Raw genomic sequence first — 26,966 nt, forward strand, 5'->3', positions numbered from 1 at the left:
GGTGGCCCGCGGTGCTACGTATGCTCACCCCATGACCGAGACTCCCGACCTCGACCCCGAGGACCGCAAGATCGTCACCCTGGCCCGCTCCGCCCGGGCCCGCAACGGCGTCCCCGAGGGCGCCGCCGTACGCGACGAGACCGGCCGCACCTACGTCGCCGGCACGGTAGCCCTGGATTCCCTCCAGCTCAGCGCCCTGCGCACGGCGGTGGCGATGGCGGTGGCGTCCGGCGCGAAGTCGCTGGAGGCGGCGGCGGTGGTGACGGAGGCGGAGACCGCCTCGGAGGAGGACCGGGCGGCCGTACGGGACCTGGGCGGTCCTGGGACGCCGGTGCTGGTGGCCGCGCCGGACGGGACGGTGCGGGAGACGGTCAGCGTGGGCTGACGGCGGTTCCGGGCCCGCGCGCCACGGAGGTGGTGCGGCGGGGCTCCGGGGATCAGGGACAATGGGCGCCATGAGCGTTCGTACCCAGTCATCCGAAGAACCGGCCGAGGCTGTTCACCGGGCCGGCTTCGCCTGCTTCGTGGGCCGCCCCAATGCGGGCAAGTCCACCCTCACGAACGCTCTGGTCGGGCAGAAGGTGGCGATCACCTCGAACCGTCCGCAGACCACCCGGCACACCGTGCGGGGCATCGTGCACCGGGAGGACGCCCAGCTGATCCTGGTGGACACCCCGGGGCTGCACAAGCCGCGCACGCTGCTGGGCGAGCGGCTCAACGACGTGGTGCGCACCACGTGGGCCGAGGTGGACGTCATCGGTTTCTGCCTGCCGGCCAACGAGAAGCTGGGCCCCGGCGACCGCTTCATCGCCAAGGAGCTTGCCGGGATCAAGAAGACCCCGAAGGTCGCGATCGTCACCAAGACGGACCTGGTGGACGGCAAGACACTGGCCGAGCAGCTGATCGCCATCGACCAGCTGGGCCAGGAGCTGGGCATCACCTGGGCGGAGATCGTCCCGGTGTCGGCCACGGGCAACAAGCAGGTGGACCTGCTCGCCGACCTGCTGACCCCGCTGCTGCCCGAGGGCCCCGCGCTCTACCCCGAGGGCGACCTGACCGACGAGCCCGAGCAGGTCATGGTCGCCGAGCTGATCCGGGAGGCCGCGCTGGAGGGCGTACGGGACGAGCTGCCGCACTCCATCGCGGTGGTCGTCGAGGAGATGCTCCCGCGCGAGGACCGTCCCGCCGACAAGCCGCTCCTGGACATCCACGCCAACGTTTTCATCGAACGCCCCAGCCAGAAGGGCATCATCATCGGCCCCAAGGGCAAGCGCCTGAAGGACGTCGGCATCAAGTCCCGCAAGCAGATCGAGGCGCTGCTCGGCACGCCGGTCTTCTTGGACCTGCACGTCAAGGTCGCCAAGGACTGGCAGCGCGACCCGAAGCAGCTGCGGCGGCTCGGGTTCTGAGCACGCCCGGGGCCCCCGGGGGCCCGTGCGGCGGTCAGGGCGTCGGGGGGCGGAAGCCGATGGTCGGGACCGCGCGGCGCAGGGGCCAGGGGGCCACCAGGTCGTCCGGGACCAGGCCGGCCAGGAAGGCGTAGCGGCTGAGGGCCGCCGGGTCCTGGTCCTCCAGCGACTGGACCTTGCGCCACCAGGTCGCGATCTCGCACCAGCCCGGCGCCGACAGCGAGCCGCCGAACTCCTGGACGGAGAGCGCGGCGGTCAGCCCGGCGAAGGCCAGGCGGTCGGCGAGCGGCCAGCCGGCCAGGGTGCCGGTGACGAACCCGGCGACGAACACGTCCCCGGCACCGGTCGGGTCCAGCGCCTCGACCTCGATCGCCGGGACCTCGGCGCTCTCCCCCGTGCGCCGGTCCACCGCGTAGGCGCCGTCCGCGCCGAGGGTGACCACGGCGAGCGGCACGTGCTCGGTCAGGGCGTGCGCGGCGGCGCGGGGGCAGCGGGCGCCGGTGTAGCGCATGGCCTCCTCCGCGTTCGGCAGGAACGCCTCGCAGTGCGCGAGGTCGGGCAGCGCGGCCAGGTCCCAGGCTCCGGTGTCGTCCCAGCCGACGTCGGCGAAGACCCGGGTGCCGCGGGCGGCGGCCCGGGCGATCCAGGGGGCGCTGACGCCGGGTGCGAGGGAGGCGACCGCGGCGCGGGCGCCGGGCGGGCAGTCGGGGGACGGCTCCTCCGGGGGCGGCTCGTGGCCGTGGGAGACCATCGTGCGCTCCCCCTCGTAGGCCATGGAGACCGTCACCGGCGAGTGCCAGCCGGGCACGGTGCGCGAGGGGCCCAGGTCGATGCCCTCGCCCTGGGCCAGGGCGTCCCAGCAGTAGTCGCCGTAGTGGTCGTCGCCGAAGGCCGCGGCCAGCGAGGTGCGCAGGCCGAGGCGGGCCAGCGCGGTCGCCATGTTGGCGATGCCGCCCGGGCTCGACCCCATCCCCCGGGCCCAGGACTCGGTCCCGCGCACGGGGGCGGAGTCGAGCCCGGTGAAGATCACGTCGAGGAAGACGGTGCCGGTCAGGTAGACGTCCCAGGGCGGGTCCTGCGGGGTGCGCAGGGCGGCGAGCGGATCGACCTGGGGCCGGTGGTGCGATCCCTCGGGCGGGGCGTGGCGGTGCGTCCTCTCGTCGGCCGGCATGACGGGCATGGCGGGCACGTCGGACGCGGTGGACACGGCGGACGCTGTCACGGTGCGCTCCCTGGCATGGTGCGGACCCCGCCAGTGTGCACCACGCCACCGACGGCGGGGCGGTGTCCGGCCCCGGCGTCACACCCCCACGCGACGCCGTCGCGGCCGCCCACACCGAGCCGGGCGGCAACTGTTACCCAGACTTGAAACTACCAAACTGTTCTGTGACTCAGATCACACACCCTCGCCTGTTTCCCGCCCGCCCGCGCTTGATACAAATTGCCCGCGCGTTCCGGTCAGTCGACGGTCGTCGCCCCCTCCCCTTCCCACCCTCCTTTCGCATGCCCTGGGAACGCCCGTGTTCGCCCCCCGCACCACTCCCTGGCCCCTCGTCGCCCTTTTCACGGCCGGGTACCTGCCCCCGTATCTGCTGCCCACCACCGTCGGCAGACTCGACACCAGCCTTCCGCTGACCACCACTCAGGCGGGCGCCGTCGGCAGCGTGCTGCTGCTGAGTTCGGCGAGCGCCGGCTTCCTGCTGGCCTCCCGGGTACAGCGGACCGGCGCCCGGACGCTGGCCCGCCTCGGTCTCGCCCTGGCCGTCGTCGGCTACGGCACCGCCTCGCTCACCACCGCCGTCCCCGCCGTCGTCGCCGGCGCGATGCTCGGCGGCTTCGGGTCGGGCACGGCCACCACGGTCGCCGCCACCCGGATCGCCGCCGAGAAGGACCCCCACCGCGCCTCCACCGCGGGCCTGCTGACCGTGTCCGCGCTGGCGGGCGCGGTGTACCTGACGGTGCCGCACCTCGGGCGGGCGCACGGGCTGCCGCTCGCCGCGATCGCGCTGACGGCGCTCGCGGTGTGGCCGCTGACCGGGCGGCTGCCGGGCGGAACCGCCGCCTCGCCGGCCGCGCACTCCGGGATCGGCACCGACACCCCGCTCCCCCGGCGCCGCTCGGGGCTGGTCCTCGCCGCCGCGGTGCTGTGCTGGTCCATGGCGCAGAACTCCCTGTGGGGCGTCAGCGGCCGGATCGGGTTGACGCAGGCCGGTCTGGGCGACGCCGCTCTGGGGGTCGTGTTCGCCGTCGCGCTGGGCGCGGGGCTGGTGGGTGTGCTGGTGGCCGGGGCGCTCGGGCCGCGGCTGGGGCGGGCGATGCCCATCGGGGCGGGGACCGTGGTCATCGCCGTCTGCATCGCCCTCACCGCGTCGGCGACCTCGCCCGCCGCCTTCGCGACCGGGGAGATCGCCTGGAACACGCTGTACCCGGTGGTGCTGTCGTACCTGATCGGCCTCGCCGCCTCGCTGGACGCGCGCGGCCGGTGGGCGGTGCTCGTCGGCTCGGCGTCCTCGCTGGGGACGGCGGCCGGGCCGCTGGCCGGCAGTGTGCTGTCGGCGCAGGCCGGTTACGCGGGCATGGGCCTGGTGCTGGCCGCCGGTCTGCTGCTGGTCGCCACGCCGATGACCGCCGTCGCCCTGCACACCGGCGGGCGCCCGCTGCTGCCCGGCGCGATCCGCCGCCGCGGCGGCACCCCGGCCGCGCTGGTCGCCGCCGCCACGGGTACGCCGAGCGGTGCCGTCCCGGAGGTCGGTGCGGTGGAGCAGCCGGTCGTGGAGATCGACGTGGACGCCCCGGCGGTGGCCGTCCAGCGCGCCTACGACACGGCGGGACCCCGGCAGGCCGCGGCCACACCGGGGTCCGGGACGGGCTGAGTCCTACGCCCCCGGGAACTCGTACGCGTCCACCTCCGCGAGGCAGCGCGCCCGCAGTTCCTCGTCGTCCTCCAGGAAGGAGGCGAGGAAGGAGTTGCGGGCCAGCTCCCGCAGCCGGTCCTCGGTGAGGCCGAGGGCCCGGCGCACGGCGTCGAAGTTGTCGCCGGCGTAGCCGCCGAAGTAGGCCGGGTCGTCGGAGTTGACCGTGCACATCAGCCCGGCGTCCAGCATCGCGGGCAGCGGGTGGTCGGCCAGGGTGTCGACCGTGCGCAGGCGGACGTTGGACAGGGGGCACAGGGTCAGCGGGACGCGGTCGCGGACCAGCCGCTCGACCAGTGCCGGGTCCTCCGTCGAGCGCAGGCCGTGGTCGATCCGCTCGGCGCCGAGGACGTCCAGGGCCTCGACGACGTACGCGGGCGGCCCCTCCTCGCCGGCGTGCGCGACGCGGCGCAGGCCGAGGGCGGCGGCGGCCTCGTACACCTCGCGGAACTTCACCGGCGGGTGGCCGACCTCCGCGGAGTCCAGGCCGACACCGGTGATGCGGTCGAGGTACGGCTTGGCGGCGTCCAGGGTCCGCATCGCCGACTCGGCGGACTCGTCGCGCAGGAAGCACATGATCAGGCGGGTCGAGACACCGTGGTTCGCGCGGCTGGCGCCCAGCGCACGCCACAGCCCCTCCACCACCGTGCCCATCTCCACGCCCCGGGCCAGGTGCGCCTGCGGGTCGAAGAAAATCTCCGCGTGCCGCACGCCCTGCGCGGCGGCGCGGGCCAGGTAGGCGTTGGTGAGGTCCTCGAAGTCCCGCTCGGTGCGCAGGACGGCCATCAGCTCGTAGTACAGGTTCAGGAAGGACTGGAGGTCCTCGAAGCGGTACGCCTCGCGCAGGGCGTCCTCGTCCGCGTAGGGCAGGGCCACGCCGTTGCGGGCGGCCAGTTCGAAGGCCAGCTCCGGTTCCAGGGTGCCTTCGATGTGGAGGTGCAGTTCAGCTTTGGGCAGGGGCATCAGAGCATCGTACGGCGGTCTCACCGACGTTTCGGAACGGGGACGCGGGTGAGGTCGCGGGCCACGGTCAGCTCGCCCTCGTAGCCGGCCGCCCGCGCCTGCCGCTCGAACTCCTCGGGCTCGGAGTAGCGCTGGCTGAAGTGGGTCAGGACCAGGTGGCGCACGCCCGCGTCCCGGGCGACGCGTGCGGCCTGGCCCGCGGTGAGGTGACCGTGGTCGGTGGCCAGGGTCTCGTCTTCGTCGAGGAACGTCGACTCGATGACCAGCAGGTCGCAGCCCTCGGCGAGCGCGTGCACGCCCTCGCACAGCCGGGTGTCCATGACGAACGCGAACCGCTGGCCGCGGCGGACCTCGCTGACCGCGTCCAGCGGTACGCCGTTCAGGGCGCCCTCGCGCTGGATGCGGCCGACGTCGGGGCCCTTGATGCCGTGCGCGGCCAGGCGGTCGGGCAGCATGCGGCGGCCGTCGGGCTCGGTGAGGCGGTAGCCGTAGGACTCGACGGGGTGGGAGAGCTTGCGGGCGTCGAGGGTGTAGGCGGGGGTGACGGCCAGGGGGCCGTCGGTGGCGACCGGGGTCTCGGTGAGGGCGACCGTCTCGCGGTAGGCGGTGGCGTAGCGCAGGCGGTCGAAGAAGCGCTGCCCGGAGCGCGGGTAGTGGGCGGTGACCTCGTGCGGGACCTGGTCGAGGTTGATGCGCTGGATGACGCCGGCCAGGCCGAGGCTGTGGTCGCCGTGGAAGTGGGTGACGCAGATCCGGTTCAGGTCGTGGGCGGCGACCCCGGCGCGCAGCATCTGGCGCTGCGTGCCCTCGCCGGGGTCGAACAGGATGCCCTCGCCGTCCCAGCGGAGCAGGTAGCCGTTGTGGTTGCGGTGCCGGGTCGGGACCTGGCTGGCGGTGCCGAGGACGACGAGTTCACGTACGGACATCGTGGGTTACCCGAGTCGGCCGGTTATCCGGGGGGCCATTCGAGGCCCCGGCCGCCGAGGACGTGGGCGTGGGTGTGCCAGACGGTCTGGCCCGCGCCGGTGCCGGTGTTGAAGATGGTGCGGTAGCTGTCCAGCTTCTCCTCGTCGGCGACCGCCTGGGTCTCGCGCAGGACGTCCGCGGCGAGTTCCGGGGCGCCGGCCGCGAGGGCCGCGGCGTCCCGGTAGTGGGCCTTGGGGATCACCAGGACGTGGGTGGGGGCCTGGGGGTTTATGTCGCGGAAGGCGACGGTCGTCTCCGTCTCGCGGACGATCGTCGCGGGGATCTGGCCTGCGACGATCTTGCAGAACAGGCAGTCGTCCTGTGGCTCGCCCGCCATGGGGGCCTCCTCACGCTGGTGATCTTGTCTCGGGCATCGTATCCAGCTGCGCGGCTACGGCAGGCTCGGCGGTGTCTTCGCCGGGGTCTCCTCCAGTGCCGCCAGCGCCAGCCGGACCGCCTCGTCCAGCTGGGGGTCGCGGCCCGCCGCGTGGTCCTGCGGGCGCTGCGGGACCTCCACGTCCGGGTCGACGCCGTGGTTCTCCACGCCCCACCCGTAGCCCTCCAGCCAGAACGCGTACTTGGGCTGCGTGATCAGCGTGCCGTCGACCAGCCGGTAGCGGCTGTCGATGCCGATGACGCCGCCCCAGGTGCGGGTGCCGACGACCGGGCCGATGCCGAGCGCCTTGATCGCCGCGTTGACGATGTCGCCGTCGGAGCCGGAGAACTCGTTGGCGACGGCGACGACCGGCCCGCGGGGCGCGTCCAGCGGGTAGCTGGCCGGCCGCATGCCGCGCGGCAGGTCCCAGCCGACGATCCGCCGGGCCAGCTTCTCCACGACCAGCTGGGAGGTGTGGCCGCCGCGGTTCTCGCGGACGTCGACGACCAGGCCCTCGCGGGCCACCTCGACGCGCAGGTCGCGGTGGAGCTGGGCCCAGCCGGCGCCCACCATGTCGGGGACGTGCAGGTAGCCGAGCCGGCCGCCGGACTTCTCGTGGACGTAGGCGCGGCGGTCGGCGACCCAGGCGTGGTAGCGCAGCGGCTCCTCGTCGGCGAGGGGGACGACGACGGCGTGCCGGGGTTCGCCGCCGCCGGACGGGGAGACGGTCAGCTCGACGGGCTTGCCCGCCGTGCCGACGAGCAGCGGGCCGGGCCCGGTGACCGGGTCCACGGGCTGACCGGCGACCGCGAGGATCGCGTCCCCGGCGCGCACGGCGACACCGGGCGCGGCGAGCGGGGAGCGCGCCTCGGGGTCGGAGGTCTCCGAGGGCAGGACGCGGTCGACGCGCCAGGTGCCGTCCTCGTGGCGGGAGAGGTCGGCGCCGAGCAGCCCCTGCCGGGCGCCGGAGCCGTGGCCGCCGCGCGGGGTGACGTAGGCGTGGGAGGTGCCGAGTTCGCCGTGCACCTCCCACAGGAGGTCGACGAGGTCGTCGTGGGTGGCGAGGCGGTCGAGCACGGGGCGGTAGCGGTCGAGTACGCCGTCCCAGTCGACGCCGTTCATGTCGGGCCGCCAGAAGTGGTCCCGCATGATGCGGCCGGTCTCGTCGAACATCTGGCGCCACTCGGCGGCCGGGGTGACGGTCTGCCGGACCCGGGCCAGGTCGACGGTGATGTTGGTGTCGCTGTCCTCGTCGCCGGAGGCCCGCCGGTCGCTGGGCACGACCTTGAGGCGTCCGTCGGTCCACAGCAGCACCCGCTTGCCGTCGCCGCTGACCTCGAAGTGGTCGGCGTCGGCCGCGAGGTGCTCGATCCGCTGCTGGGCGAGGTCATAGCGCTCCAGCTCCGTGTGCGGGTCGGGGTCGTCCGGGGTGGCGCGGGAGGCGCCGAGGACCCCGGTGACCGGGTGGCGCAGCCACAGCACGCCGTCCTTGGCCGCGCGCAGCCCGGAGTAGCGGGCGGCCTCCACCGGGAAGGGCACGATGCGGTCGGCGAGGCCCTCGATGTCGATCCGGGTGGTGGGGGTGCCCTCGCTGTCGGGGGTCTCCTCCCGGTCCGGGGTCTCGAAGGGGCGGCCGTGGCGCTGCGGGCCGAAGGGCGACGGAGTGGTCGCGGCGAGCGTGATCAGGTACGGGCGGGCGCCCTCGACGAAGGCCAGGTCGAAGACGTGCTCGTCGTAGACCGGGTCGAAGGAGCGGGTGGAGAGGAAGGCGAGGTGCTTGCCGTCCAGGGTGAAGGCCGGTGCGTAGTCCTTGAAGCGCAGCGGGGTCGCCTCGCTCACCGACAGGTCGGTGGTGTTGGCGAGCTTGAGCTGGCGCAGCGGGTCGGGGCCGGGGTGGGACCAGGCGAGCCAGGCGGAGTCGGGTGAGAAGACCAGGCCGGAGGCGTCGCCGTTGTCGCTGCGGTCGACCTCGCGGACCTCGCCGGTCTCGCGCTCGACGAGCAGGACGCGTCCGTCGTGCGAGGCGACGGCGGCGCGGCTCCCGTCGGGGGCCATGGCGAGGTTCAGGACGCGGCCGAGCTGCCCGGCGGCGATGCGGCGCGGGCTGCTGCCGGGGGCGAGTCCGGTGGCGGGCGCGAACTCCAGGGCGTCGTCGCCCTCGGCGTCCGTCACCCACACCACCCATTCCTCGCCGTCGGCGCGGAAGGTGCGCGGCAGGCGGGTGCGGACGCCGGGCGTCGCCGCGAGGGCGCGGGCGGGGCCGGAACGGTGGGTGACCCAGTGGACGCCGCCGCGTACGGCGACGGCGCTGCCGCGCGCGGTGTGGTCGGGGGAGGCGGAACCGAACCAGCGGGCGGCGTTGACCGGGTAGGCCTGGAGGTCGACGCGGGGGCCGCCGAGCCGGACGTCGAGGCGGCGGGGCTCGGCGCCGTCGAGGTCGTCCAGCGTCCACAGCTCACCGGCGCAGGAGTAGACGACGCGGGTGCCGTCGGTCGCCGCGTGCCGGGCGTAGAAGCCGTCGAGAGGGGTGTGGCGGCGCAGGTCGGAGCCGTCGGCGAGGGAGGAGTAGAGGGCACCGGTGCCCTCGTGGTCGGAGAGGAAGGCGATGCGGTCGCCGACCCAGAAGGGGTACTCGATGTTGCCGTCGAGGCCGTCGTGGAGGCGTACGAACTCGCCGTCGTCCTCGCGGTCGATCCACAGCTTGCCCGCCGTGCCGCCCCGGTAACGCTTCCACCAGGCGGCCTCGCGGCCCATCGGGGCGGACAGCAGCACGGTGTGCGGGCCGGCCGCGACGTCGCCGACGGGCCCGTACGGCAGGGTCTCGGCCGGTCCCCCGTCGAGCGGGACGGCACGGGCCCAGCTGCGGCGCAGGCTGGCCTGGCCGTGGGTGCTCAGGGCGAGGACCCGTCCGTCGGCGGTCCAGCCGCGTACCTGGGTGCGGACGCTGCCCCAGTGGGTGAGGCGCTTGGCGGGGCCGCCGTCGACGGGCGCGACGTGCACCTCGGGGGCGCCGTCGCGGGTGGAGGTCCAGGCGACGGTGGTGCCGTCGGGCGAGACGCGCGGGTGGTTGACCGGCACGTTGTCGGCGCTGACCCGCCAGGCCCGGCCGCCGTCGAGCGGGGCGAGCCACACGTCGTCCTCGGCGGTGAAGGCGACCAACTCGCCGTGCGGGTGCGGAAAGCGGAGGTAGGCAGACGCTGCGGGCTGTGTCACCCCCTCACCCTATGCAGCGGCGGCGCCCGCCGACAGAGGTTTGGATCACTTGCCGGCCACCGGGCGGCAGTGCGGGTCGTCCGGGCACCAGATGGTCCGGGTGACGGTCACGGTGGGTCCGGGCTGCTGCTGGGAAGGCAGGTTCGCGGGAGGGGCGCTGGTGGCGTCGCAGTCGCCCAGCCCGTCGACCCGGAACCACTGCTTGCCGTCCACCTTCGCGGTCAGCTCGCCCCGCACGCAGGCACCGTTGACGACGCGGGTGACCTTGCCGTCGACGGTGATGTCCTTGCCGTCGTCCGTCCTGCCGTCGCATTCGACGGACGCGACGGCGTTCTCGGAAGCACTGCTGCCCTTGTCGTCGTAGGAGGCGGTGCAGGTGATCCACCGGACCTCCGCCTTCCGCCGCTCCAGCTCACGGGTCACGGTCTGGTCGGTCGTGAACGCCACCGAGGCGGAGCTGAGTCCGCCCGGGTCGCACGCGGCGACACCGCCGACGGCGAGCACCGAACCGACGACCACCGGAGCCATACGCCGAATCCGCCTCAACGCCCCCATGAAGGGCAGCCTGCCACCGGTGCACGGGCGGCGGTAGGGCGCATACGGCCACTCCTCACTACCGTGGGCGGATGGGCAACGACCGCAGGCAGCGCAGGCTCGTCGTGGACGATCGGACGACGTACCTCTGGAGCCACCGGCAGAAACGGGGACGTGACGGCGTCTGGCGCGACGCCCTGACGCTCTACCGTGACGGGCTCCGCATCCGGTTCGTCTTCCTCTCGGGCGGCCCGGACTCGGGCCGGTACACCTCCGAGGGCGGCCACTGGTACGAGGGCTGCGTGGCGGACGGCCGCGGAAACCTGCTCAACCTGCGGGAACCCGGTGTCGTACGGCAGTTGGTGGACGAGGCCGGACGGCGCGGACTGCTGCCCGGGGCCGGGGACGGGCCCGTGGAGCTGGACGGCTGGGAACTGTTCCCCGCGTTGGCGCCGGCGGTCTGACCGGCGCCGTCAGGACCAGCGGCCGGTGCGGGCCAGGAGCATCGCCGTCGCCGCGGTGCCCGCCGTGGAGGTGCGCAGGACGCTGCGCCCCAGGCGGTAGGGCTTGGCGCCGGCCGCCGCGAAGAGCGCCAACTCCTCCGGAGACACGCCGCCTTCGGGGCCGACGACCAGCACGATGTCGCCGGTGGTGGGGAGTTCCGTGGCGGCCAGGGGTTGCTCGCCGCTCTCGTGGAGTACGGCGGCGAAGTCGGCGTCGGCCAGAAGTGAGGCAACCTGCTTGCTCGTCGCCGCGTCCGCGACCTCGGGGAAGCGGACCCGCCGGGACTGCTTGCCGGCCTCGCGGGCCGTCGCCCGCCACTTGCCGAGCGCCTTCACGCCGCGCTCGCCCTTCCACTGCGTGATGCAGCGGGACGCCGCCCACGGCACGATCGCGTCGACACCGACCTCGGTCATCGTCTCCACGGCCAGCTCGCCCCGGTCCCCCTTGGGCAGCGCCTGGACGACGGTGATGCGGGGCCGTTCCTCGGGCTCCTCGTGGACCGTCTCCAGGTCCGTGACGACGAGACGGTCCTTGCCCTCGGCGGCCTTCACCACGCCCTCGGCCCAGTGTCCGCGCCCGTCGGTGAGGACGACGTCCTCGCCGGGCCGCAGCCGCTTCACGGAGACGGCGTGCCGCCCCTCGGGGCCGTCCAGGACGTACTCCCCGCCGGGCAGGCCGCCCGGCCGGAGGGAGTCGACCACGAACACCGGTGCCGTCATCGGCCCGTACCTCCCGTCGCGAAACCTGACAACGCTGTCCCGGCGGAGGCGAGTTCGGCCACCAGGACCTCCACCAGCTGACCGGCGGGCAGCTCCCGCGCCATCCGGTGCCCCTGTCCCGCCCACAGGGCTATGCCCTGCGCGTCGCCCGCCTTGGCCGCGGCCTTGCGCAGGGGCGCGGTGAGGTGGTGCACCTCGGGGTAGGCGGCGGGGGCGTAGGGGCCGTGCTCACGCAGGAAGCGGTTGACCAGGCCGCGGGCCGGGCGGCCGGAGAAGGCGCGGGTCAGCTCGGTGCGCACGAACAGCGGGTTGGTCAGGGCCTGCTTGTGCAGGGCGTGGGCGCCTGACTCGGGGGTGGCGAGGAAGGCGGTGCCGAGCTGGGCCGCGCTCGCGCCGGCGGCGAGGACGGCGGCGATCTGGCCGCCGCGCATGATGCCGCCGGCGGCGACGATCGGCAGGTTCACCGCCTCGCGGATCTGGGCGACCAGCGACAGCAGTCCGGTGCCGGTGCCGCCGGTCTCCGGGTTGTCCCGGTGGGTGCCCTGATGTCCGCCGGCCTCGGTGCCCTGGGCGATCACCGCGTCGGCGCCGGACTGCTCGACGGCCCGGGCCTCGTCCGCGGTGGTCGCGGTGACCAGCGCGAAGGTGCCGACGCGGTGCAGGGAGTCGACGACCTCACGGCTGGGGACGCCGAAGTGGAACGACACCACCGGCACCGGGTTGTCCAGCAGCACCGCGAGCTTCGTCTCGTAGCCGTCGTCCCGGCCGCACTCGGGGTCGCCGAGCTCCGTCTCGTACCAGGCGGCCTCGCCGGCGAGCTGGTGGGCGTAGACGCCGACGGCGGCCGGGTCGGCCGTCTCGGGCTGCGGCATGAAGAGGTTGACGCCGAAGGGGCGGGCCGTCAGTCCCCGCAGCTGCTTGATCTCCTGGTACATCCCGTCCGCGGTCTTGTACCCGGCGGCGAGGAATCCCAGCCCTCCCGCGTCGCAGACCGCGGCGGCGAGCTGCGGCACGGAGACGCCGCCCGCCATGGGTGCCTGCACGATCGGGTAGGGGAAGAGATCGGTCAGCACGGAGGACATGAGCGCATGTTGTCACGTCCTCCGAACAAGTCCGAATCCGGGCTTCCGTTGGCATACGCCAAGAGCATCCGCATCGGAAAGCTCCTGGCGCCCTACCTCGCCACGTGCCCCTCAGCGCCCGTTGAAGGCGTCCTTGAGACGCGAGAACAGGCCCTGCTGACCAGGCTGACGGCGCCTGCCCGGGGGACAACCCCCGGATACCCGGCAGCCTCCCGGGCAGCACGCCGACAACCAGTTCCGGGCCACGCGCACGAACGCATCAGCGCCCGTTGAAGGCGTCCTTCAGACGGGAAAACAGGCCCTGCTGACCCGGCTGGAACTGCCCCTGCGGACGCTCCTCGCCGCGCATCTTGGCGAGCTCGCGCAGCACGCGTTCCTGTTCGGGGTCGAGCTTGGTCGGGGTGGTCACCTCGACGTGGACGATCAGGTCGCCCCGGCCGCCGCCGCGCAGGTGGGTGACGCCCCGGCCGTGCAGCGGGATCGACTGGCCGGACTGGGTGCCCGGGCGGATGTCGACCTCCTCCATGCCGTCGAGCGTCTCCAGCGGCACCTTGGTGCCGAGGGCCGCCGCCGTCATCGGGATGGTGACCGTGCAGTGCAGGTCGTCGCCGCGCCGCTGGAAGGTCGAGTGCGGCAGCTCGTGGATCTCGACGTACAGGTCGCCGGCGGGACCGCCGCCGGGGCCGACCTCGCCCTCGCCCGCGAGCTGGATGCGGGTGCCGTTGTCGACGCCCGCCGGGATCTTCACGGTGAGGGTGCGACGGGAGCGGATGCGGCCGTCGCCCGCGCACTCGGGGCACGGGGTCGGGACCACCGTGCCGAAGCCCTGGCACTGGGGGCAGGGCCGCGAGGTCATGACCTGGCCCAGGAAGGACCGGGTGACCTGCGAGACCTCGCCGCGGCCGCGGCACATGTCACACGTCTGGGCCGAGGTGCCCGGTGCGGCGCCCTCGCCGTTGCAGGTGTTGCAGACGACGGCCGTGTCGACCTGGATGTCCTTGGTCGTGCCGAAGGCCGCCTCGTCCAGCTCGACCTCGATGCGGATCATGGCGTCCTGGCCCCGGCGGGTGCGCGAGCGCGGTCCGCGCTGCGACGCCGTGCCGAAGAACGCGTCCATGATGTCCGAGAAGTTCCCGAAGCCGCCCGCGCCGAAGCCGCCGGCTCCGCCACCGCCCGCCTGGGACATCGGGTCTCCGCCGAGGTCGTAGACCTGCTTCTTCTGCGGGTCCGACAGCACCTCGTAGGCGGCGTTGATCTCCTTGAACCGCTCCTGGGTCTTCGGATCGGGGTTGACGTCCGGGTGCAGCTCGCGGGCGAGCCTCCGGAACGCCTTCTTGATCTCGTCCTGGGACGCGTCGCGGCGTACGCCGAGTACGGCGTAGTAGTCCGTGGCCACCTACGACTCCGCCAGGATCTGTCCGACGTACCGTGCCACTGCGCGTACCGCTCCCATCGTTCCCGGGTAGTCCATGCGGGTCGGTCCGACCACGCCGAGCTTGGCAACCGCCTCGCCGCCCGAACCGTAGCCCACCGACACGACGGACGTGGAGTTGAGTCCTTCGTGGGCGTTCTCATGACCGATACGGACGGTCACGCCCGGATCCTTCGCCTCGCCGAGCAGCTTGAGGAGCACGACCTGCTCCTCCAGTGCTTCGAGCACCGGCCGGATCACCAAGGGGAAGTCGTGCCCGAAGCGGGTGAGATTGGCGGTGCCGCCGATCATCAGCCGCTCCTCGTTATCCTCGACCAGCGTCTCCAGGAGAGTGGAGAGCACGGTGGAGACCGTACCCCGGTCCTCGGCCTCGAAGGCCTCCGGGAGTTCCTCCACCAGACCGGGCACGTCCGTGAACCGCCGCCCCGCCACCCGGCTGTTGAGCCGCGCCCGCAGATCGGCGAGGGACGCCTCGCCGAACGGCGCCGGGCAGTCGACCATGCGCTGCTCGACCCGCCCGGTGTCCGTGATCAGCACGAGCATCAGACGCGCGGGCGCGAGCGAGAGCAGCTCGACGTGGCGCACGGTCGAGCGGGTCAGCGACGGGTACTGCACGACGGCGACCTGCCGGGTGAGCTGCGCGAGCAGCCGCACCGTGCGGGCCACGACGTCGTCGAGGTCGACGGCGCCCTCCAGGAAATTCTGGATGGCGCGGCGTTCGGGCGCGGTCATCGGCTTGACGCCGGCCAGCTTGTCGACGAAGAGCCGGTAGCCCTTGTCGGTCGGGATGCGTCCCGCGCTGGTGTGCGGCTGGGCGATGAACCCCTCGTCCTCCAGTGCCGCCATGTCGTTGCGCACGGTGGCCGGGGAGACGCCGAGGTTGTGCCGCTCGGTGAGGGCCTTGGAACCGACGGGCTCCTCGGTGCCGACGTAGTCCTGGACGATGGCGCGCAGCACCTTCAGCCTGCGTTCACTGAGCATCGCGCGCACCTCCCGAAGTCGTCGGCCCGTTGTCCTGCCTGTCTGTCCTGGCACTCACGGTGCGCGAGTGCCAGACTTCCCCGGCCCAGTGTACGGCTGTGGGGTACACCCACGGCAAGGCCGGGCACCGGGCCGGTCACCGTCGCTACGGTGCCGCCGCGCCGGAGGGCGCGTGCCCCGATAGCGTCGCCGTCATGAGCGTGACTTGGGAAGAGCTGGGGTGGGAGCGGCTGGCCCCGGGCGTGGGGCGGTGCCGCCTGCCGGTGTGGGACTGCACTGCGGGGCTGGTCGTCGGCGCGGGCGCCGCGCTGCTCGTGGACGCCGGGTCGAGCCTCTCCGAGGGCTCCCGGTTGCGCGCGGCGGCGCAGGCGCTCGCCGGTCACCGTGTGACGCATCTCGCGCTGACCCACCCGCACTTCGACCACGTCTTCGGCGCGGCGGCGTTCGCGGGCGTGGAGGTGTACGGGGCGGTGGGCACCGGCGCGGTGTTCGCTCGGGGCGGACACGGACGGGAGGCGCTGCGCGCGGACGCGGAGGCGGAGGGGCTGGACGCGCGGTCGGCGGAGGAGGCGGCCGACGCGCTGGTCGGCGTCCGGCACGAGGTGTGCGGCGAGTGGACCCTCGACCTGGGCGGCGGCCGGCAGGTCCTGCTGGCCAACGTGGGTCCCGGGCACACCGGCCACGACCTCGCGGTGCTGGTGCCGGGCGAGGTGGAGGTCGTCTTCTGCGGCGACCTGGTCGAGGAGTCCGGCGAGCCGCAGGCGGGCTCCGACGCCCTGCCGTCCCGGTGGCCGGCCGCGCTGGACCGGCTGCTGGAGCTGGGCGGCGAGGACGCGCTGTACGTGCCGGGGCACGGCGCGGTGGTGGACGCGGCGTTCGTGCGGGCCCAACGGGACGCGCTGGCCGCGCGTTTCGGCGTGTCGCGCTGATCTTGGGGCCTGGGTTCCTCGTATCGTCGGCAGAATGCGCCAGTACTCCGCCGACCTGACCCCTCCGTGGAAGAAGCCGCAGCCGGTACCGGAGGTTCCGGCCGACCCCGGTCTGGTGGTCGAGGAGCCCGGCACCGGGTTCTGCGGCGCGGTGATCGGCTGCGAGGCCGGCACGGTGACCCTGGAGGACCGCTTCGGCAAGCACCGGGTCTTCCCGATGGAACCGCGCGGCTTCCTGCTGGAGGGGCGGGTGGTGACGCTGGTGCGGCCCTCGTCGTCCTCGGGTCCGGTGCGGCCCTCCCGTACGGCGTCGGGTTCGGTGGCGGTCCCGGGGGCCCGCGCGCGGGTGGCGCGCGCCGGGCGCATCTACGTCGAGGGGCGGCACGACGCCGAGCTGGTCGAGAAGGTCTGGGGCGACGACCTGCGCATCGAGGGCGTGGTGGTGGAGTACCTGGGAGGCGTGGACGACCTCCCGTCGATCGTCACCGAATTCGCGCCGGGCCCGGACGCGCGGCTCGGGGTCCTGGTGGACCACCTGGTGCCGGGGTCGAAGGAGTGGCGGATCGCGGAGTCCGTCACGAGCGAGCACGCGCTGGTCGTCGGCCATCCCTACATCGACATCTGGGAGGCGGTGAAGCCGTCGTCGCTGGGGATCGAGGGCTGGCCCCGGGTGCCGCGCGGTCAGGACTGGAAGACGGGGGTGTGCCGGGCGCTGGGGTGGCCGCCGGAGAACACGGGGGCGGTGTGGCAGGCGATCCTGGCGCGGGTGGGTTCGTACAAGGACCTGGAGCCGGCGCTGCTGGGGCGGGTGGAGGAGTTGATCGACTTCGTCACGGGTAGCGGTGGGGCTTGACGCCGGTGAAGGTGCCGAACTCGCTGGTGTCGAGGTCGAGCCCGAGCGTCTCCAGTGGCAAGGGATCACCGAACTTCACCGTCAGTTGCGCCTGGTACTCCGCGTCCTCTCCGTCCCCGGCGGGCAGCGTGAGCAGGACGCAGTGCGCCATGATCGGGTCGACTACCGGGTAGGCCGGGACCTTGCCCGCAGCGTAGATCGACCGCTTGCCTCGACCAACGTCTGCGCGGAATCTGGTCCAGTACGTCTTCCACGATCATGTTGTGGACCAGGTCAGGGCTGGCCGTCACCACGATTTCGCCCCGGAGAAGCTCGACCTCAAGCCCCTCGGGCGGCTCGAACCCCGCGAAGAACTCCGCGACTCCACGTTCGTCCACAGCCGTCATCTCCCTTTTGGCGGCAGCCTACGAAGCAGACTAGGGACCGACCTCCCGATCCGCACCGACTCACTCCCCCGAGCGATCAGTCCACCAGATCCCGCACCACCGCGTCCGCCAGCAACCGCCCGCGCAGCGTCAGCACCGCGCGCCCGTCCTCGTACGGCCCCTCCTGGAGGAGCCCCTCGCCCAGCGCCCGCCGCGACGCAGCGAGCCCCGACTCCCTCAGCAGGGACAGCGGGACGCCTTCCCGCAGCCGCAGCTCCAGCAGGATCCGCTCCACGCGCCGGTCCTCGTCCGACAGGACCTCACGCCCGGCGCCCGGGGACTTGCCCGCCGCCAGTGCGCCCGCGTACGCCCCCGGATGCTTCACGTTCCACCACCGCACGCCCCCCACATGGGAGTGGGCTCCCGGCCCCGCGCCCCACCAGTCGGCGCCCCGCCAGTACAGCTCGTTGTGCAGGCAGCGCCCGGCGTCGGAGGTGGCCCAGTTGGACACCTCGTACCAGTCGAAGCCCGCCGCGGCGAGGGTCTCCTCGGCGATCAGGTAGCGGTCGGCGTGGACGTCGTCGTCGGTCATGGGGACCTCGCCGCGCCGGATGCGGCGGGCGAGCTGGGTGCCCTCCTCGACGATCAGGGCGTACGCGGAGACGTGGTCGGGTCCGGCGCCGAGCGCGGCGTCCAGGGAGGCGCGCCAGTCGTCGTCGGTCTCGCCGGGGGTGCCGTAGATCAGGTCGAGGTTGACGTGGTCGAAGCCGGCCGCGCGGGCCTCGGCGACGCACGCCTCGGGGCGGCCGGGGGTGTGGGTGCGGTCCAGGATCTTCAGGACGTGCTGCTTCGCGCTCTGCATGCCGAAGGAGATCCGGTTGAAGCCGCCCTCGCGGAGGGTGGCCAGATAGGCCGGGTCGACGGACTCCGGGTTGGCCTCCGTCGTGATCTCCGCGTCCGGTGCGAGGCCGAACTCGTCGCGGATCGCGTGCAGCATCCGGACCAGGTCACCGGCGGCCAGCAGGGTCGGCGTACCGCCGCCGACGAAGACCGTGCGGACCTCGCGGGGATCGTCGCCGAGCACCTTGCGGGCGAGGCGGATCTCGTCGGTCAGGGTCTCGGCGTAGTTGTCGCGGGAGGCGAGGACGCCGCCGGTGCCGCGCAGCTCGGTCGCGGTGTAGGTGTTGAAATCGCAGTACCCGCAGCGGGTCGCGCAGTACGGGACGTGCAGGTAGAAGCCGAGGGGGCGGTCGGCGGCGCCGGCGAGCGCGGAGGCCGGGAGGGCGCCGTCGGCGGGGACGGGCTCGCCGTCGGGGAGTGCGGAGGGCATGCGTTCCATTGTCCCGTACGGCGGCTACTTCCCGGCCGCCCGGCTACTCGGCCTGGAGGACCAGCAGCGCCAGGTCGTCCTCGGGAGGCCTCGCCCCGAACTCGTGCACCAGCCGCCTGATCCGCTCCGCGACCAGTTCGGCGTCCAGGCCCGCGCACCCGGTGAGGGCCGTGGCGAGCCCGTCCCCGTCGTCGAACTGGCGGGAGCCGCTGCGCCGCTCGGTGACCCCGTCCGTGACGCACAGGAGGGTGTCGCCGGAGCACAGCTCGAAGGTCTCGCTCGTGTACGTGGCGTCCTCGACGACGCCGAGCAGGGTCTGCGGCTCGGCGACCGTGCGGACGGTTCCGTCGGGGCCGAGGAGGAGGGGCAGCGGGTGCCCGGCGGAGGCGAGGGTGCAGCGGACGCCGCCGTCGTGCGGGACCAGTTCGCCGTAGAGCAGGGACAGGAAACGGGTCTGCGGTCCGTCGCCCGGGGCAACCGGTGGGCCGCCCGCGGCGACCAGGGCGCGGGCGGCGGCGTCGGCGGCCTCGGTGGCGTCGTCGAGGAGGAGCTGGTTGAGGCGGTCGAGGACGTCGGGGACGCCGTACTCCTCGCGGGCCAGCAGCCGCAGCCAGGGCCGGGCGAGCCCGATGACCACGGCGGCCTCGGGACCCTTGCCCTGGACGTCGCCGAGGGCGAAGCACCAGCGGCCGTCGCCGGCCGGGAAGAGGTCGTAGAAGTCGCCGCTGGGGCCGCCCTTGTCGCGGGGTTCGTGGACGAGGGCGCTGCGCACGCCGGGGATCTCGGCGACGGCGCCGGGCAGCAGGCCGCGCTGGAGGACGGCGCTGATGGTGGCCTGGCGGGCGTACTGACGGGCGGCGCCGATGGCGAGTGCGACGCGGCGGCTGAGGTCCTCCACGAGGCCGGTGATCTCGTCGGGGAAGCCTGCGGGGCCGGCCCGGCCGATGACCAGGGTGCCGAGCGGCCGGCCCCCGGCGACCAGGCGGTAGGCGAGCGCGGTTCCGTGGGTGCCGTCCGGGCCCAGCGCCTCGCCGGGCCAGGGGTGGGCGACGGGGCCGGAACGCCAGGGGTCGCGCGGGCGGGGCGGGTCCTTCTCCAGGGCGCGGCGCAGCTCCTCGATGTGGCTCTCGCTGCCGTGCCAGACGCGGGCCAGCCGCGCCCCCACGACCGTCCCGGGGGCGTCGCTCCAGGCTCCCCGGCCCAGGGACTCGTCCTCCAGCCACACCGCGCACCAGTCGGCGAGCCGCGGCACGATCAGCTGGCCGGTGAGGGAGGCGACCAGGTCCTCGTCGAGCTGCCCGGCCAGCAGGTCGGATGCCTCGGCGAGGAAGGAGAGGGCGCCGTGGCCCAGCCACTCGCGGTCACGGAGACCGAGCCGGGCGGTGCCGTCCCGCCGGCCGGACCACTGCGGGGGATCGGAGCGGTCGGGGAACGCCGTGGGCCGTGAGTGCTCGGGTTCCGGGCCGTGGGGGGCGGTGGGTTCCGGGCGGCGCGGGCCGAGGGGTTCCGTGCGGTCCGGGGACGGGTGGCCGTCGGGGTCCGTGTCCGGCGTGAACGGCAGGTCCCGCCCGTCCGGGTACGCCTCGATCCGCTCGGCGGCTTCCGCCGCCTCCCCCGCCTCGGCACCCGCGGCCCGCAACCGCGCCCAGACCGTCTTGGTGCCCGGCCGGTAGGTGATGCCCCAGGCCTCCGCGAGCGCGGCGACGAGCCGCAGGCCCCGGCCGTACTCGGGGGTCTCGTGCGGCGTCTCCCGGTCGCCGCTCCTCGGCGCCCGGGAAGGGTGGTGGTCCGTGGCCTCGACGACGAGGGTGCCCGTCTCCTCCAGCCGGCAGACCACCTCCACGTCGGTGCCGGCGTGCACGACGGCGTTGGTGACCAGTTCGCTGACGGCCACCAGGGCGTCGGCGGCCAGGTGCTCGGTCAGCTGTTCCGTGCCGGGCAGGCCGAGCGCGGACCAGTCGGCCAGCGCGGCCCGCACCATCGCGCGGGCGGCGCCCGGCGCGAGCGAGCTGCCGAGCAGGGTCACGTGCGCCCGCGCGCACTCCTGGACGGACACGCCGGCAGGGTGCGCGGGCGCCCCTGTGGCGCGGGAGACGGTCTCCCGTTGCGTCGGAATGGCCCCCATGGACGGCTCCCCGGGCAGTGCGTGCGCATACTTCGCAGTCAATGCCGACAGAGTGACAGACCGGCCCCGCCCATAAGCGCGGAGTTACCGAAGTGGGCCGCCATGGGTGAGATCCGTGGTAGGCGAACGCCCGAAGACGGCCGGAATCCGGTCAGTTCCGGGCATTCGCCGTACGGATCACGACGCTCGCGCGCGCTACGCCTCGCGCGAGCCCTCGTACATCTCCTCGATCAGGTGCTTGTACTCCCGCTCCACGACCGGCCGCTTCAGCTTCAGGCTCGGCGTGATCTCGCCGTGCTCGACGTCGAGGTCGCGGGGCAGCAGGCGGAACTTCTTGATGGTCTGCCAGCGCTGGAGGCCCTCGTTGAGCTGCTTGACGTAGCCGTCGACCATCTCGACGGTGACGGGCGCCGCGACGATCTCCGCGTACGGCTTGCCCTCCAGGCCGTTCTCCTTCGCCCACTCGGTGATGGCGATCTCGTCGAGGGCGATGAGCGCGGTGCAGAAGTTCCGGTCGGCGCCGTGGACGAGGATGTTGGAGACGTAGGGGCAGATGGCCTTGAACTGGCCCTCGACCTCGGCGGGCGCGATGTACTTGCCGCCGGACGTCTTGATCAGGTCCTTCTTGCGGTCGGTGATGCGCAGGTAGCCGTCGGGCGAGAGTTCGCCGATGTCGCCGGTGTGGAACCAGCCGTCGGACTCCAGGACCTCGGCGGTCTTCTCGGGCAGCTTGTGGTAGCCCTCCATGATGCCGGGACCGCGCATCAGGACCTCGCCGTCTTCGGCGATGCGGACCTCGGTGCCGGGCAGCGGCTTGCCGACGGTGCCGGTGCGGTAGGCCTCGCCGGGGTTGACGAAGGAGGCGGCGGAGGACTCGGTGAGGCCGTAGCCCTCCAGGATGTGGATGCCGGCGCCGGCGAAGAAGTAGCCGATGTCGGGGGCGAGAGCGGCCGACCCGGAGATGCAGGCGCGCAGGTTGCCGCCGAAGGCCTCGCGGATCTTGGCGTAGACGAGCTTGTCGGCGACGGCGTGCTTGGTGCGCAGGCCGGCGGGGGCGCTCGCGGTGCCGGTGCGCTTCAAGTTGTCCTGGGTGACCTTGGCGTACTCGCGGGCGACCCCGGCCGCCCACTGGAAGATCTTGTACTTGGCCCCGCCGCCCGCGCGGGCCTTGGCGGCGACGCCGTTGTAGACCTTCTCGAAGATGCGGGGCACGGCCGCCATGTAGGTCGGCTGCACGACCGGCAGGTTCTCGATGATCTTGTCGACGCGGCCGTCGACGGCGGTGACGTGGCCGGCCTCGATCTGGCCGGAGGTGAGCACCTTGCCGAAGACGTGCGCGAGCGGCAGCCACAGGTACTGCACGTCACCCTCGGTGACCAGGCCGGTCGCCGCGATCGCCTTCGCCATGTACGACCAGTTGTCGTGCGGGAGGCGGACGCCCTTGGGCTTGCCGGTGGTGCCGGAGGTGTAGATGAGGGTGGCGAGCTGGTCCTTGGTGAGCGCGCCGACCCGCTTCTTGACCAGCTCGGGGTCCTGTTCCAGGCGGGCGGCGCCCCGGCGCTCCAGTTCGTCGAGGGTGAGGACCCAGTCCTCGGAGGTGTCAGCGCCGGCCGCGTCGACGACCACGACGTGGGTGAGTTCGGGCAGCTCGGCCCGCTTCTCCCTGGCCTTGGCCAGCTGGGCGGCGTCCTCCGCGATCAGCACCCGGCTCTCGGAGTCGGAGAGGATGTACGCCGACTCCTCCGCGTTGGTCTGCGGGTAGACGGTGGTCGTCGCGGCGCCGGCGCACATGATGCCGAGGTCGGCCAGGATCCACTCGATGCGGGTGGAGGAGGCCAGGGCCACGCGCTGCTCGGGCTGCACGCCGAGCTCGATGAGGCCGGCCGCGATCGCGTAGACGCGCTCGGCCGCCTGTGCCCAGGTCAGCGACTTCCAGTCGTCCGGGCCCTCACCCGACGCGGACGGCACCGGGTAGCGGTACGCCTCGGCGTCCGGCGTGGCCGCCACCCGCTCCAGGAAGAGCCCCGCCACGGAGGGCGGACGGTTCTCGATCAGTGTCTGTGTGTCGCTCACGACATCCTCCGTGGGCCCGCGACGGTGCGGCTTGCTCAGGTGCGGCTGGATTCACTCTCGGGCGGTGGTCGGGCAGGGGATCGGACAGTTCGCCCGGTCACTTGCCATCACTTGTTTAACTCACGAGTAACTACGGGGCAGGCATCAGAGTAAAGGGCGAGTGGCCTCGGCGTAAGAGTCCGCGCCCTGTCACTTCCTACAGATGCGCGCCCGTGACATGCGAAGGGACCCGCCGCACTTTCGTACGACGGGCCCCTTCGCATCCGTTTTGCCGGACTCGGCGTGCGGTGTGTGCGACGCGTGCGGCGTGGCGGCTACTTCTTGCCCTTGCCCGACCCCGCGCTGTCGTCGCTCGACAGCACCGCGATGAAGGCCTCCTGCGGAACCTCCACGGAGCCCACCATCTTCATCCGCTTCTTGCCCTCCTTCTGCTTCTCCAGCAGCTTCCGCTTGCGGGAGATGTCGCCGCCGTAGCACTTGGCGAGGACGTCCTTGCGGATGGCACGGATGGTCTCGCGGGCGATCACCCGGGAGCCGATGGCGGCCTGGACCGGCACCTCGAAGGCCTGGCGCGGGATGAGCTCCTTGAGCTTGGCGACGAGCCGGACGCCGTACGCGTACGCCTGGTCCTTGTGGGTGATCGCCGAGAAGGCGTCCACCTTGTCGCCGTGCAGCAGGATGTCGACCTTGACCAGGCTGGAGGTCTGCTCGCCGGTGGGCTCGTAGTCCAGGGAGGCGTAGCCGCGGGTCTTGGACTTCAGCTGGTCGAAGAAGTCGAAGACGATCTCCGCGAGCGGGAGGGTGTAGCGGATCTCCACCCGGTCCTCGGAGAGGTAGTCCATGCCGAGCAGGGTGCCGCGCCGGGTCTGGCACAGCTCCATGATGGCGCCGATGAACTCGGTCGGCGCCAGGATCGTGGCGCGCACGACCGGCTCGTAGACCTCGTTGATCTTGCCTTCGGGGAACTCGCTCGGGTTGGTGACCTCGACCTCGGTGCCGTCCTCCATGACCACGCGGTAGACCACGTTGGGCGCGGTGGCGATCAGGTCGAGGCCGAACTCGCGCTCCAGCCGCTCGCGGATCACGTCGAGGTGGAGCAGGCCGAGGAAGCCGACGCGGAAGCCGAAGCCGAGGGCGGCGGAGGTCTCCGGCTCGTAGACCAGCGCGGCGTCGTTGAGCTGGAGCTTGTCCAGGGCCTCGCGCAGCAGCGGGTAGTCGGAGCCGTCCAGCGGGTACAGGCCGGAGAAGACCATGGGCCTGGGGTCCTTGTAGCCGCCGAGCGGCTCCTCGGCGCCCTTGTGCTGGCTGGTGACGGTGTCACCGACCTTGGACTGGCGGACGTCCTTCACGCCGGTGATCAGGTAGCCCACCTCACCGACGCCGAGGCCGTCGGCGGCCAGCATCTCCGGCGAGTTGGTGCCGATCTCCAGCAGCTCGTGCGTGGCGCCGGTGGACATCATCCGGATGCGCTCGCGCTTGTTGAGCTGGCCGTCGATGACACGGACGTACGTCACGACACCGCGGTAGGAGTCGTAGACCGAGTCGAAGATCATCGCGCGGGCGGGGGCGTCCTTGACGCCGACCGGCGCGGGGACCTCGGCGACGACCTTGTCCAGCAGCGCGTCGACACCCATGCCGGTCTTGGCGGAGACCTTGAGCACGTCGTCGGGGTCGCAGCCGACCAGGTTGGCGAGCTCCTCGGAGAACTTCTCGGGCTGCGCGGCCGGCAGGTCGATCTTGTTCAGCACGGGGATGATCGTGAGGTCGTTCTCCATCGCCAGGTAGAGGTTGGCGAGGGTCTGGGCCTCGATGCCCTGGGCGGCGTCGACGAGGAGGATGGTGCCCTCGCAGGCGGCCAGCGACCGCGAGACCTCGTAGGTGAAGTCGACGTGACCCGGGGTGTCGATCATGTTGAGGATGTGCGTGTTGCCCTCGTCGTGGGACGGGGCCCACGGCAGTCGCACCGCCTGGGACTTGATCGTGATGCCGCGCTCGCGCTCGATGTCCATGCGGTCGAGGTACTGGGCGCGCATCTGCCGCTGCTCGACCACACCGGTCAGCTGGAGCATCCGGTCGGCGAGCGTGGACTTGCCGTGGTCGATGTGCGCGATGATGCAGAAATTGCGGATCAGCGCCGGGTCGGTACGGCTCGGCTCGGGCACATGGCTGGGGATCGCGGGCACGCAGGGTCCTGATTCTTGAGGCGTCCGCAGTGTCTGCGGTCTCGGGTCGGATCGATACGTAGCTTCTATCGTCCCACGGGTGGGGCTCCGGGATGGGTTCGGGAGGGGTAGAGGGCGGGTTTGGGCGGGCCGAGTGGCCGCTGGTAGTGTGGGTGGCTGTGTCTCATGCCCTCTCAGCGCGAGGCACTCCTTCAAGAAATCACCGGCACGGGACCCTCGCGGCCTCGTGCCTGAACCTGCAAAGGCTCATTCGTGGCGAACATCAAGTCCCAGATCAAGCGGAACAAGACCAACGAGAAGGCCCGGCTGCGCAACAAGGCCGTCAAGTCCTCTCTGAAGACCGCGATCCGCAAGGCTCGTGAGGCCGCTGCCGCGGGCGACGTCGAGAAGGCCACCGAGTACCAGCGCGTTGCCTCGCGCGAGCTCGACAAGGCCGTCTCCAAGGGCGTCATCCACAAGAACCAGGCCGCCAACAAGAAGTCGGCCCTGGCCCAGAAGGTCGGCGCCCTCAAGGGCTGAACCCCTTATCTGGTCTGATCGCCGGAAGGACCCAGGGCGGGCCCTCTCTCATCCGCCCCCGTCCGGCACCCAGGATCCATGCGCGGCCTGCGTTCGCCACGCGGGCATGGATCCGCGAGCTTGATCCGAAGGCCCCGGTGGCCGTCCTTCCCCAGGACGTGCGCCGGGGCCTTCGGTGTGGCGGCGGGACCTCCGGTGTTGGACGGCTGTCCGACCCGGGTTACGCGCGTCCCCGTGAACGCGCCGCCCGCGCGACGGTCACCACGCACTTCTCCAGGGCGTACTCGGGGTCGTCCCCGCTGCCCTTCACCCCCGCGTCCGCCTCGGCCACCGCGCGCAGGGCCACCGAGACGCCGTCCGGGGTCCAGCCGCGCATCTGCTGCCGGACGCGGTCGATCTTCCACGGCGGCATGCCCAGCTCGCGGGCGAGGTCGGCGGGGCGTCCACCGCGGGCGGAGGAGAGCTTGCCGATGGCCCGCACGCCCTGGGCGAGCGCGCTGGTGATCAGTACCGGCGCCACTCCGGTCGCCAGGGACCAGCGCAGCGCCTCCAGGGCCTCAGCCGCCCGTCCCTCGACCGCGCGGTCGGCGACGGTGAAGCTGGAGGCCTCGGCCCGCCCGGTGTAGTACCGGCCGACGACGGCCTCGTCGATCGTGCCCTCGATGTCGGCGGTCAGCTGGGAGACCGCCGAGGCCAGCTCCCGCAGGTCGCTGCCGATCGCGTCGACCAGCGCCTGGCACGCCTCGGGGGTGGCGGACCGCCCGGCGGTGCGGAATTCCGCCCGCACGAAGGCCAGCCGGTCGGCGGGCTTGGTCATCCGGGCGCACGCCACCTCGCGGGCGCCCGCCTTGCGCGCGGCGTCCAGCAGGCCCTTGCCCTTGGCGCCGCCCGCGTGCAGCAGCACGAGGGTGATCTCCTCGGCGGGCGCGCCGAGGTAGGCCTTGACGTCCTTGACCGTGTCGGCGGACAGGTCCTGCGCATTGCGTACGACGACGACCTTGCGCTCGGCGAAGAGCGAGGGGCTGGTGAGCTCGGCGAGCGTGCCGGGCTGCAGCTGGTCGGGGGTCAGGTCGCGTACGTCCGTGTCGGCGTCGGCGGCCTTCGCGGCGGCCGCCACCTCCTGCACGGCACGGTCGAGCAGGAGGTCCTCCTGGCCCACGGCAAGGGTCACCGGGGCGAGAGGGTCGTCATTCGCAGTCTTCCTGGCCATCGCGACAAGCATCGCACGCGCCACTGACAGCGGCGGCGTGCCCTACGGCTCCTCGCGCCAGCCTTCCCACTCCCCCGCGAACGCGTCCAGCTCGGCGGGGTCCAGGGCCTCCCGCTCGTCCCGCAGGACGACGAGCCACTGGGCGTCCTCGGCGTCGTCCTCGCCGGCCAGCGCGTCCCTCAGGATGCGCGGTTCCTCGTCGGTCCCGAACCGCTCCCCGAGCTCCTGGGCGAGCTCCTCCGCGGCGTCGCGGTCGGGCAGCACCAGTACATGTCTCACGTCACTCAC

At 72.9% G+C, this 26,966-nt stretch carries 23 protein-coding genes and 1 pseudogene; 7 read left to right on the plus strand and 17 right to left on the minus strand.

Annotated features, from left to right (window positions below; all coding sequences use genetic code 11):
* The first annotated feature begins 31 nt into the window (after positions 1-31).
* Together AMK11_RS03620 and era are read left to right on the plus strand one after the other, a co-directional pair.
* Positions 32-385: a cytidine deaminase gene (locus tag AMK11_RS03620; RefSeq protein WP_073722945.1), complete on the plus strand. Its 354-nt coding sequence runs from the start codon at positions 32-34 to the stop codon at positions 383-385.
* Positions 386-455: 70 nt separating this feature from the next.
* On the plus strand, positions 456-1,409 hold the full coding sequence (era, locus tag AMK11_RS03625) for a GTPase Era (protein ID WP_073723920.1): 954 nt from the start codon (positions 456-458) through the stop codon (positions 1,407-1,409).
* A 34-nt stretch (positions 1,410-1,443) separates the two neighbouring features.
* Here the strand turns inward: era and AMK11_RS03630 are convergent, their stop codons facing one another.
* On the minus strand, positions 1,444-2,580 hold the full coding sequence (locus AMK11_RS03630) for a carbohydrate kinase family protein (RefSeq protein WP_073723922.1): 1,137 nt from the start codon (positions 2,578-2,580) through the stop codon (positions 1,444-1,446).
* Between the two features lie 349 nt (positions 2,581-2,929).
* On the opposite strand from AMK11_RS03630, the gene AMK11_RS03635 reads away from it, so the two are divergent.
* Positions 2,930-4,282, plus strand: coding sequence for an MFS transporter (locus tag AMK11_RS03635; RefSeq protein ID WP_073722947.1), 1,353 nt, complete (start codon positions 2,930-2,932; stop codon positions 4,280-4,282).
* A gap of 3 nt (positions 4,283-4,285) precedes the next feature.
* On the opposite strand, the gene AMK11_RS03640 is transcribed toward AMK11_RS03635, so the two are convergent.
* Genes AMK11_RS03640 through AMK11_RS03660 form a run of 5 tightly spaced genes read right to left on the minus strand, consistent with a single transcriptional unit; the run spans position 4,286 to position 10,367 of the window.
* The gene (locus AMK11_RS03640; RefSeq protein WP_073722949.1) at positions 4,286-5,284 is read right to left on the minus strand and encodes an adenosine deaminase; all 999 of its coding nucleotides are present in this window, start codon (positions 5,282-5,284) and stop codon (positions 4,286-4,288) included.
* 20 nt (positions 5,285-5,304) lie between these two features.
* A complete protein-coding gene (locus AMK11_RS03645; RefSeq protein ID WP_073722951.1) occupies positions 5,305-6,210 on the minus strand; it encodes a ribonuclease Z in 906 nt (301 codons plus the stop codon).
* Positions 6,211-6,233: 23 nt separating this feature from the next.
* Positions 6,234-6,587, minus strand: a complete 354-nt coding sequence (locus AMK11_RS03650) for a histidine triad nucleotide-binding protein (RefSeq protein ID WP_073722953.1) — start codon at positions 6,585-6,587, stop codon at positions 6,234-6,236.
* Positions 6,588-6,641: 54 nt separating this feature from the next.
* Positions 6,642-9,839, minus strand: coding sequence for a S41 family peptidase (locus AMK11_RS03655; protein ID WP_073722955.1), 3,198 nt, complete (start codon positions 9,837-9,839; stop codon positions 6,642-6,644).
* A 45-nt stretch (positions 9,840-9,884) separates the two neighbouring features.
* Positions 9,885-10,367 carry a hypothetical protein gene (locus AMK11_RS03660; protein ID WP_073722957.1) on the minus strand — a complete coding sequence of 161 codons (483 nt, stop codon included), beginning with the start codon at positions 10,365-10,367 and terminating at the stop codon, positions 9,885-9,887.
* 98 nt (positions 10,368-10,465) lie between these two features.
* Between AMK11_RS03660 and AMK11_RS03665 the strand changes: the two genes are divergently transcribed.
* A complete protein-coding gene (locus tag AMK11_RS03665) occupies positions 10,466-10,837 on the plus strand; it encodes a hypothetical protein (RefSeq protein ID WP_073722958.1) in 372 nt (123 codons plus the stop codon).
* A gap of 9 nt (positions 10,838-10,846) precedes the next feature.
* Here AMK11_RS03665 and AMK11_RS03670 read toward each other — a convergent pair whose 3' ends face one another.
* The 4 genes from AMK11_RS03670 to hrcA form a co-directional block, all read right to left on the minus strand.
* The gene (locus AMK11_RS03670; protein WP_073722959.1) at positions 10,847-11,596 is read right to left on the minus strand and encodes a 16S rRNA (uracil(1498)-N(3))-methyltransferase; all 750 of its coding nucleotides are present in this window, start codon (positions 11,594-11,596) and stop codon (positions 10,847-10,849) included.
* The gene (locus AMK11_RS03675; RefSeq protein WP_073722960.1) at positions 11,593-12,678 is read right to left on the minus strand and encodes a nitronate monooxygenase; all 1,086 of its coding nucleotides are present in this window, start codon (positions 12,676-12,678) and stop codon (positions 11,593-11,595) included. The genes AMK11_RS03670 and AMK11_RS03675 overlap by 4 nt, the downstream gene beginning before the upstream one ends.
* 259 nt (positions 12,679-12,937) lie before the next feature.
* Positions 12,938-14,074 (minus strand): molecular chaperone DnaJ, encoded by a 1,137-nt coding sequence (gene dnaJ, locus AMK11_RS03680; protein WP_073722961.1) that lies wholly within the window; start codon positions 14,072-14,074, stop codon positions 12,938-12,940.
* Complete coding sequence (hrcA, locus tag AMK11_RS03685) at positions 14,075-15,091, minus strand: heat-inducible transcriptional repressor HrcA (protein WP_073722962.1); 1,017 nt, start codon at positions 15,089-15,091, stop codon at positions 14,075-14,077.
* Between the two features lie 194 nt (positions 15,092-15,285).
* On the opposite strand from hrcA, the gene AMK11_RS03690 reads away from it, so the two are divergent.
* A complete protein-coding gene (locus tag AMK11_RS03690; RefSeq protein WP_073722963.1) occupies positions 15,286-16,020 on the plus strand; it encodes an MBL fold metallo-hydrolase in 735 nt (244 codons plus the stop codon).
* Positions 16,021-16,054: 34 nt separating this feature from the next.
* The gene (locus AMK11_RS03695; RefSeq protein WP_073722964.1) at positions 16,055-16,873 is read left to right on the plus strand and encodes a DUF3097 domain-containing protein; all 819 of its coding nucleotides are present in this window, start codon (positions 16,055-16,057) and stop codon (positions 16,871-16,873) included.
* On the opposite strand, the pseudogene AMK11_RS03700 reads toward AMK11_RS03695, so the two are convergent.
* From AMK11_RS03700 to lepA, 5 genes and pseudogenes are all read right to left on the minus strand, one after another.
* Positions 16,851-17,259: pseudogene (locus AMK11_RS03700) on the minus strand (Uma2 family endonuclease). The gene AMK11_RS03695 and the pseudogene AMK11_RS03700 sit on opposite strands and share 23 nt — an antisense overlap.
* A gap of 76 nt (positions 17,260-17,335) precedes the next feature.
* On the minus strand, positions 17,336-18,568 hold the full coding sequence (gene hemW, locus AMK11_RS03705; protein WP_073723924.1) for a radical SAM family heme chaperone HemW: 1,233 nt from the start codon (positions 18,566-18,568) through the stop codon (positions 17,336-17,338).
* A 43-nt stretch (positions 18,569-18,611) separates the two neighbouring features.
* Complete coding sequence (locus AMK11_RS03710) at positions 18,612-20,693, minus strand: SpoIIE family protein phosphatase (RefSeq protein ID WP_073722965.1); 2,082 nt, start codon at positions 20,691-20,693, stop codon at positions 18,612-18,614.
* 195 nt (positions 20,694-20,888) lie between these two features.
* Positions 20,889-22,766, minus strand: coding sequence for an AMP-dependent synthetase/ligase (locus AMK11_RS03715; protein WP_073722966.1), 1,878 nt, complete (start codon positions 22,764-22,766; stop codon positions 20,889-20,891).
* A 314-nt stretch (positions 22,767-23,080) separates the two neighbouring features.
* Complete coding sequence (gene lepA, locus AMK11_RS03720; RefSeq protein ID WP_073722967.1) at positions 23,081-24,949, minus strand: translation elongation factor 4; 1,869 nt, start codon at positions 24,947-24,949, stop codon at positions 23,081-23,083.
* Between the two features lie 252 nt (positions 24,950-25,201).
* Here lepA and rpsT point away from each other — a divergent pair, with 252 nt between their 5' ends.
* Positions 25,202-25,468: a 30S ribosomal protein S20 gene (gene rpsT, locus AMK11_RS03725; protein ID WP_073722968.1), complete on the plus strand. Its 267-nt coding sequence runs from the start codon at positions 25,202-25,204 to the stop codon at positions 25,466-25,468.
* Positions 25,469-25,688: 220 nt separating this feature from the next.
* Here rpsT and holA read toward each other — a convergent pair whose 3' ends face one another.
* Positions 25,689-26,678: a DNA polymerase III subunit delta gene (holA, locus tag AMK11_RS03730; protein WP_198941289.1), complete on the minus strand. Its 990-nt coding sequence runs from the start codon at positions 26,676-26,678 to the stop codon at positions 25,689-25,691.
* Positions 26,679-26,720: 42 nt separating this feature from the next.
* Entirely contained in the window at positions 26,721-26,966 is a 246-nt protein-coding gene (locus AMK11_RS03735; RefSeq protein ID WP_073723928.1) for a hypothetical protein, read from the minus strand.

The sequence above is a fragment of the Streptomyces sp. CB02414 genome (assembly GCF_001905385.1).
Lineage (GTDB): Bacteria > Actinomycetota > Actinomycetes > Streptomycetales > Streptomycetaceae > Streptomyces.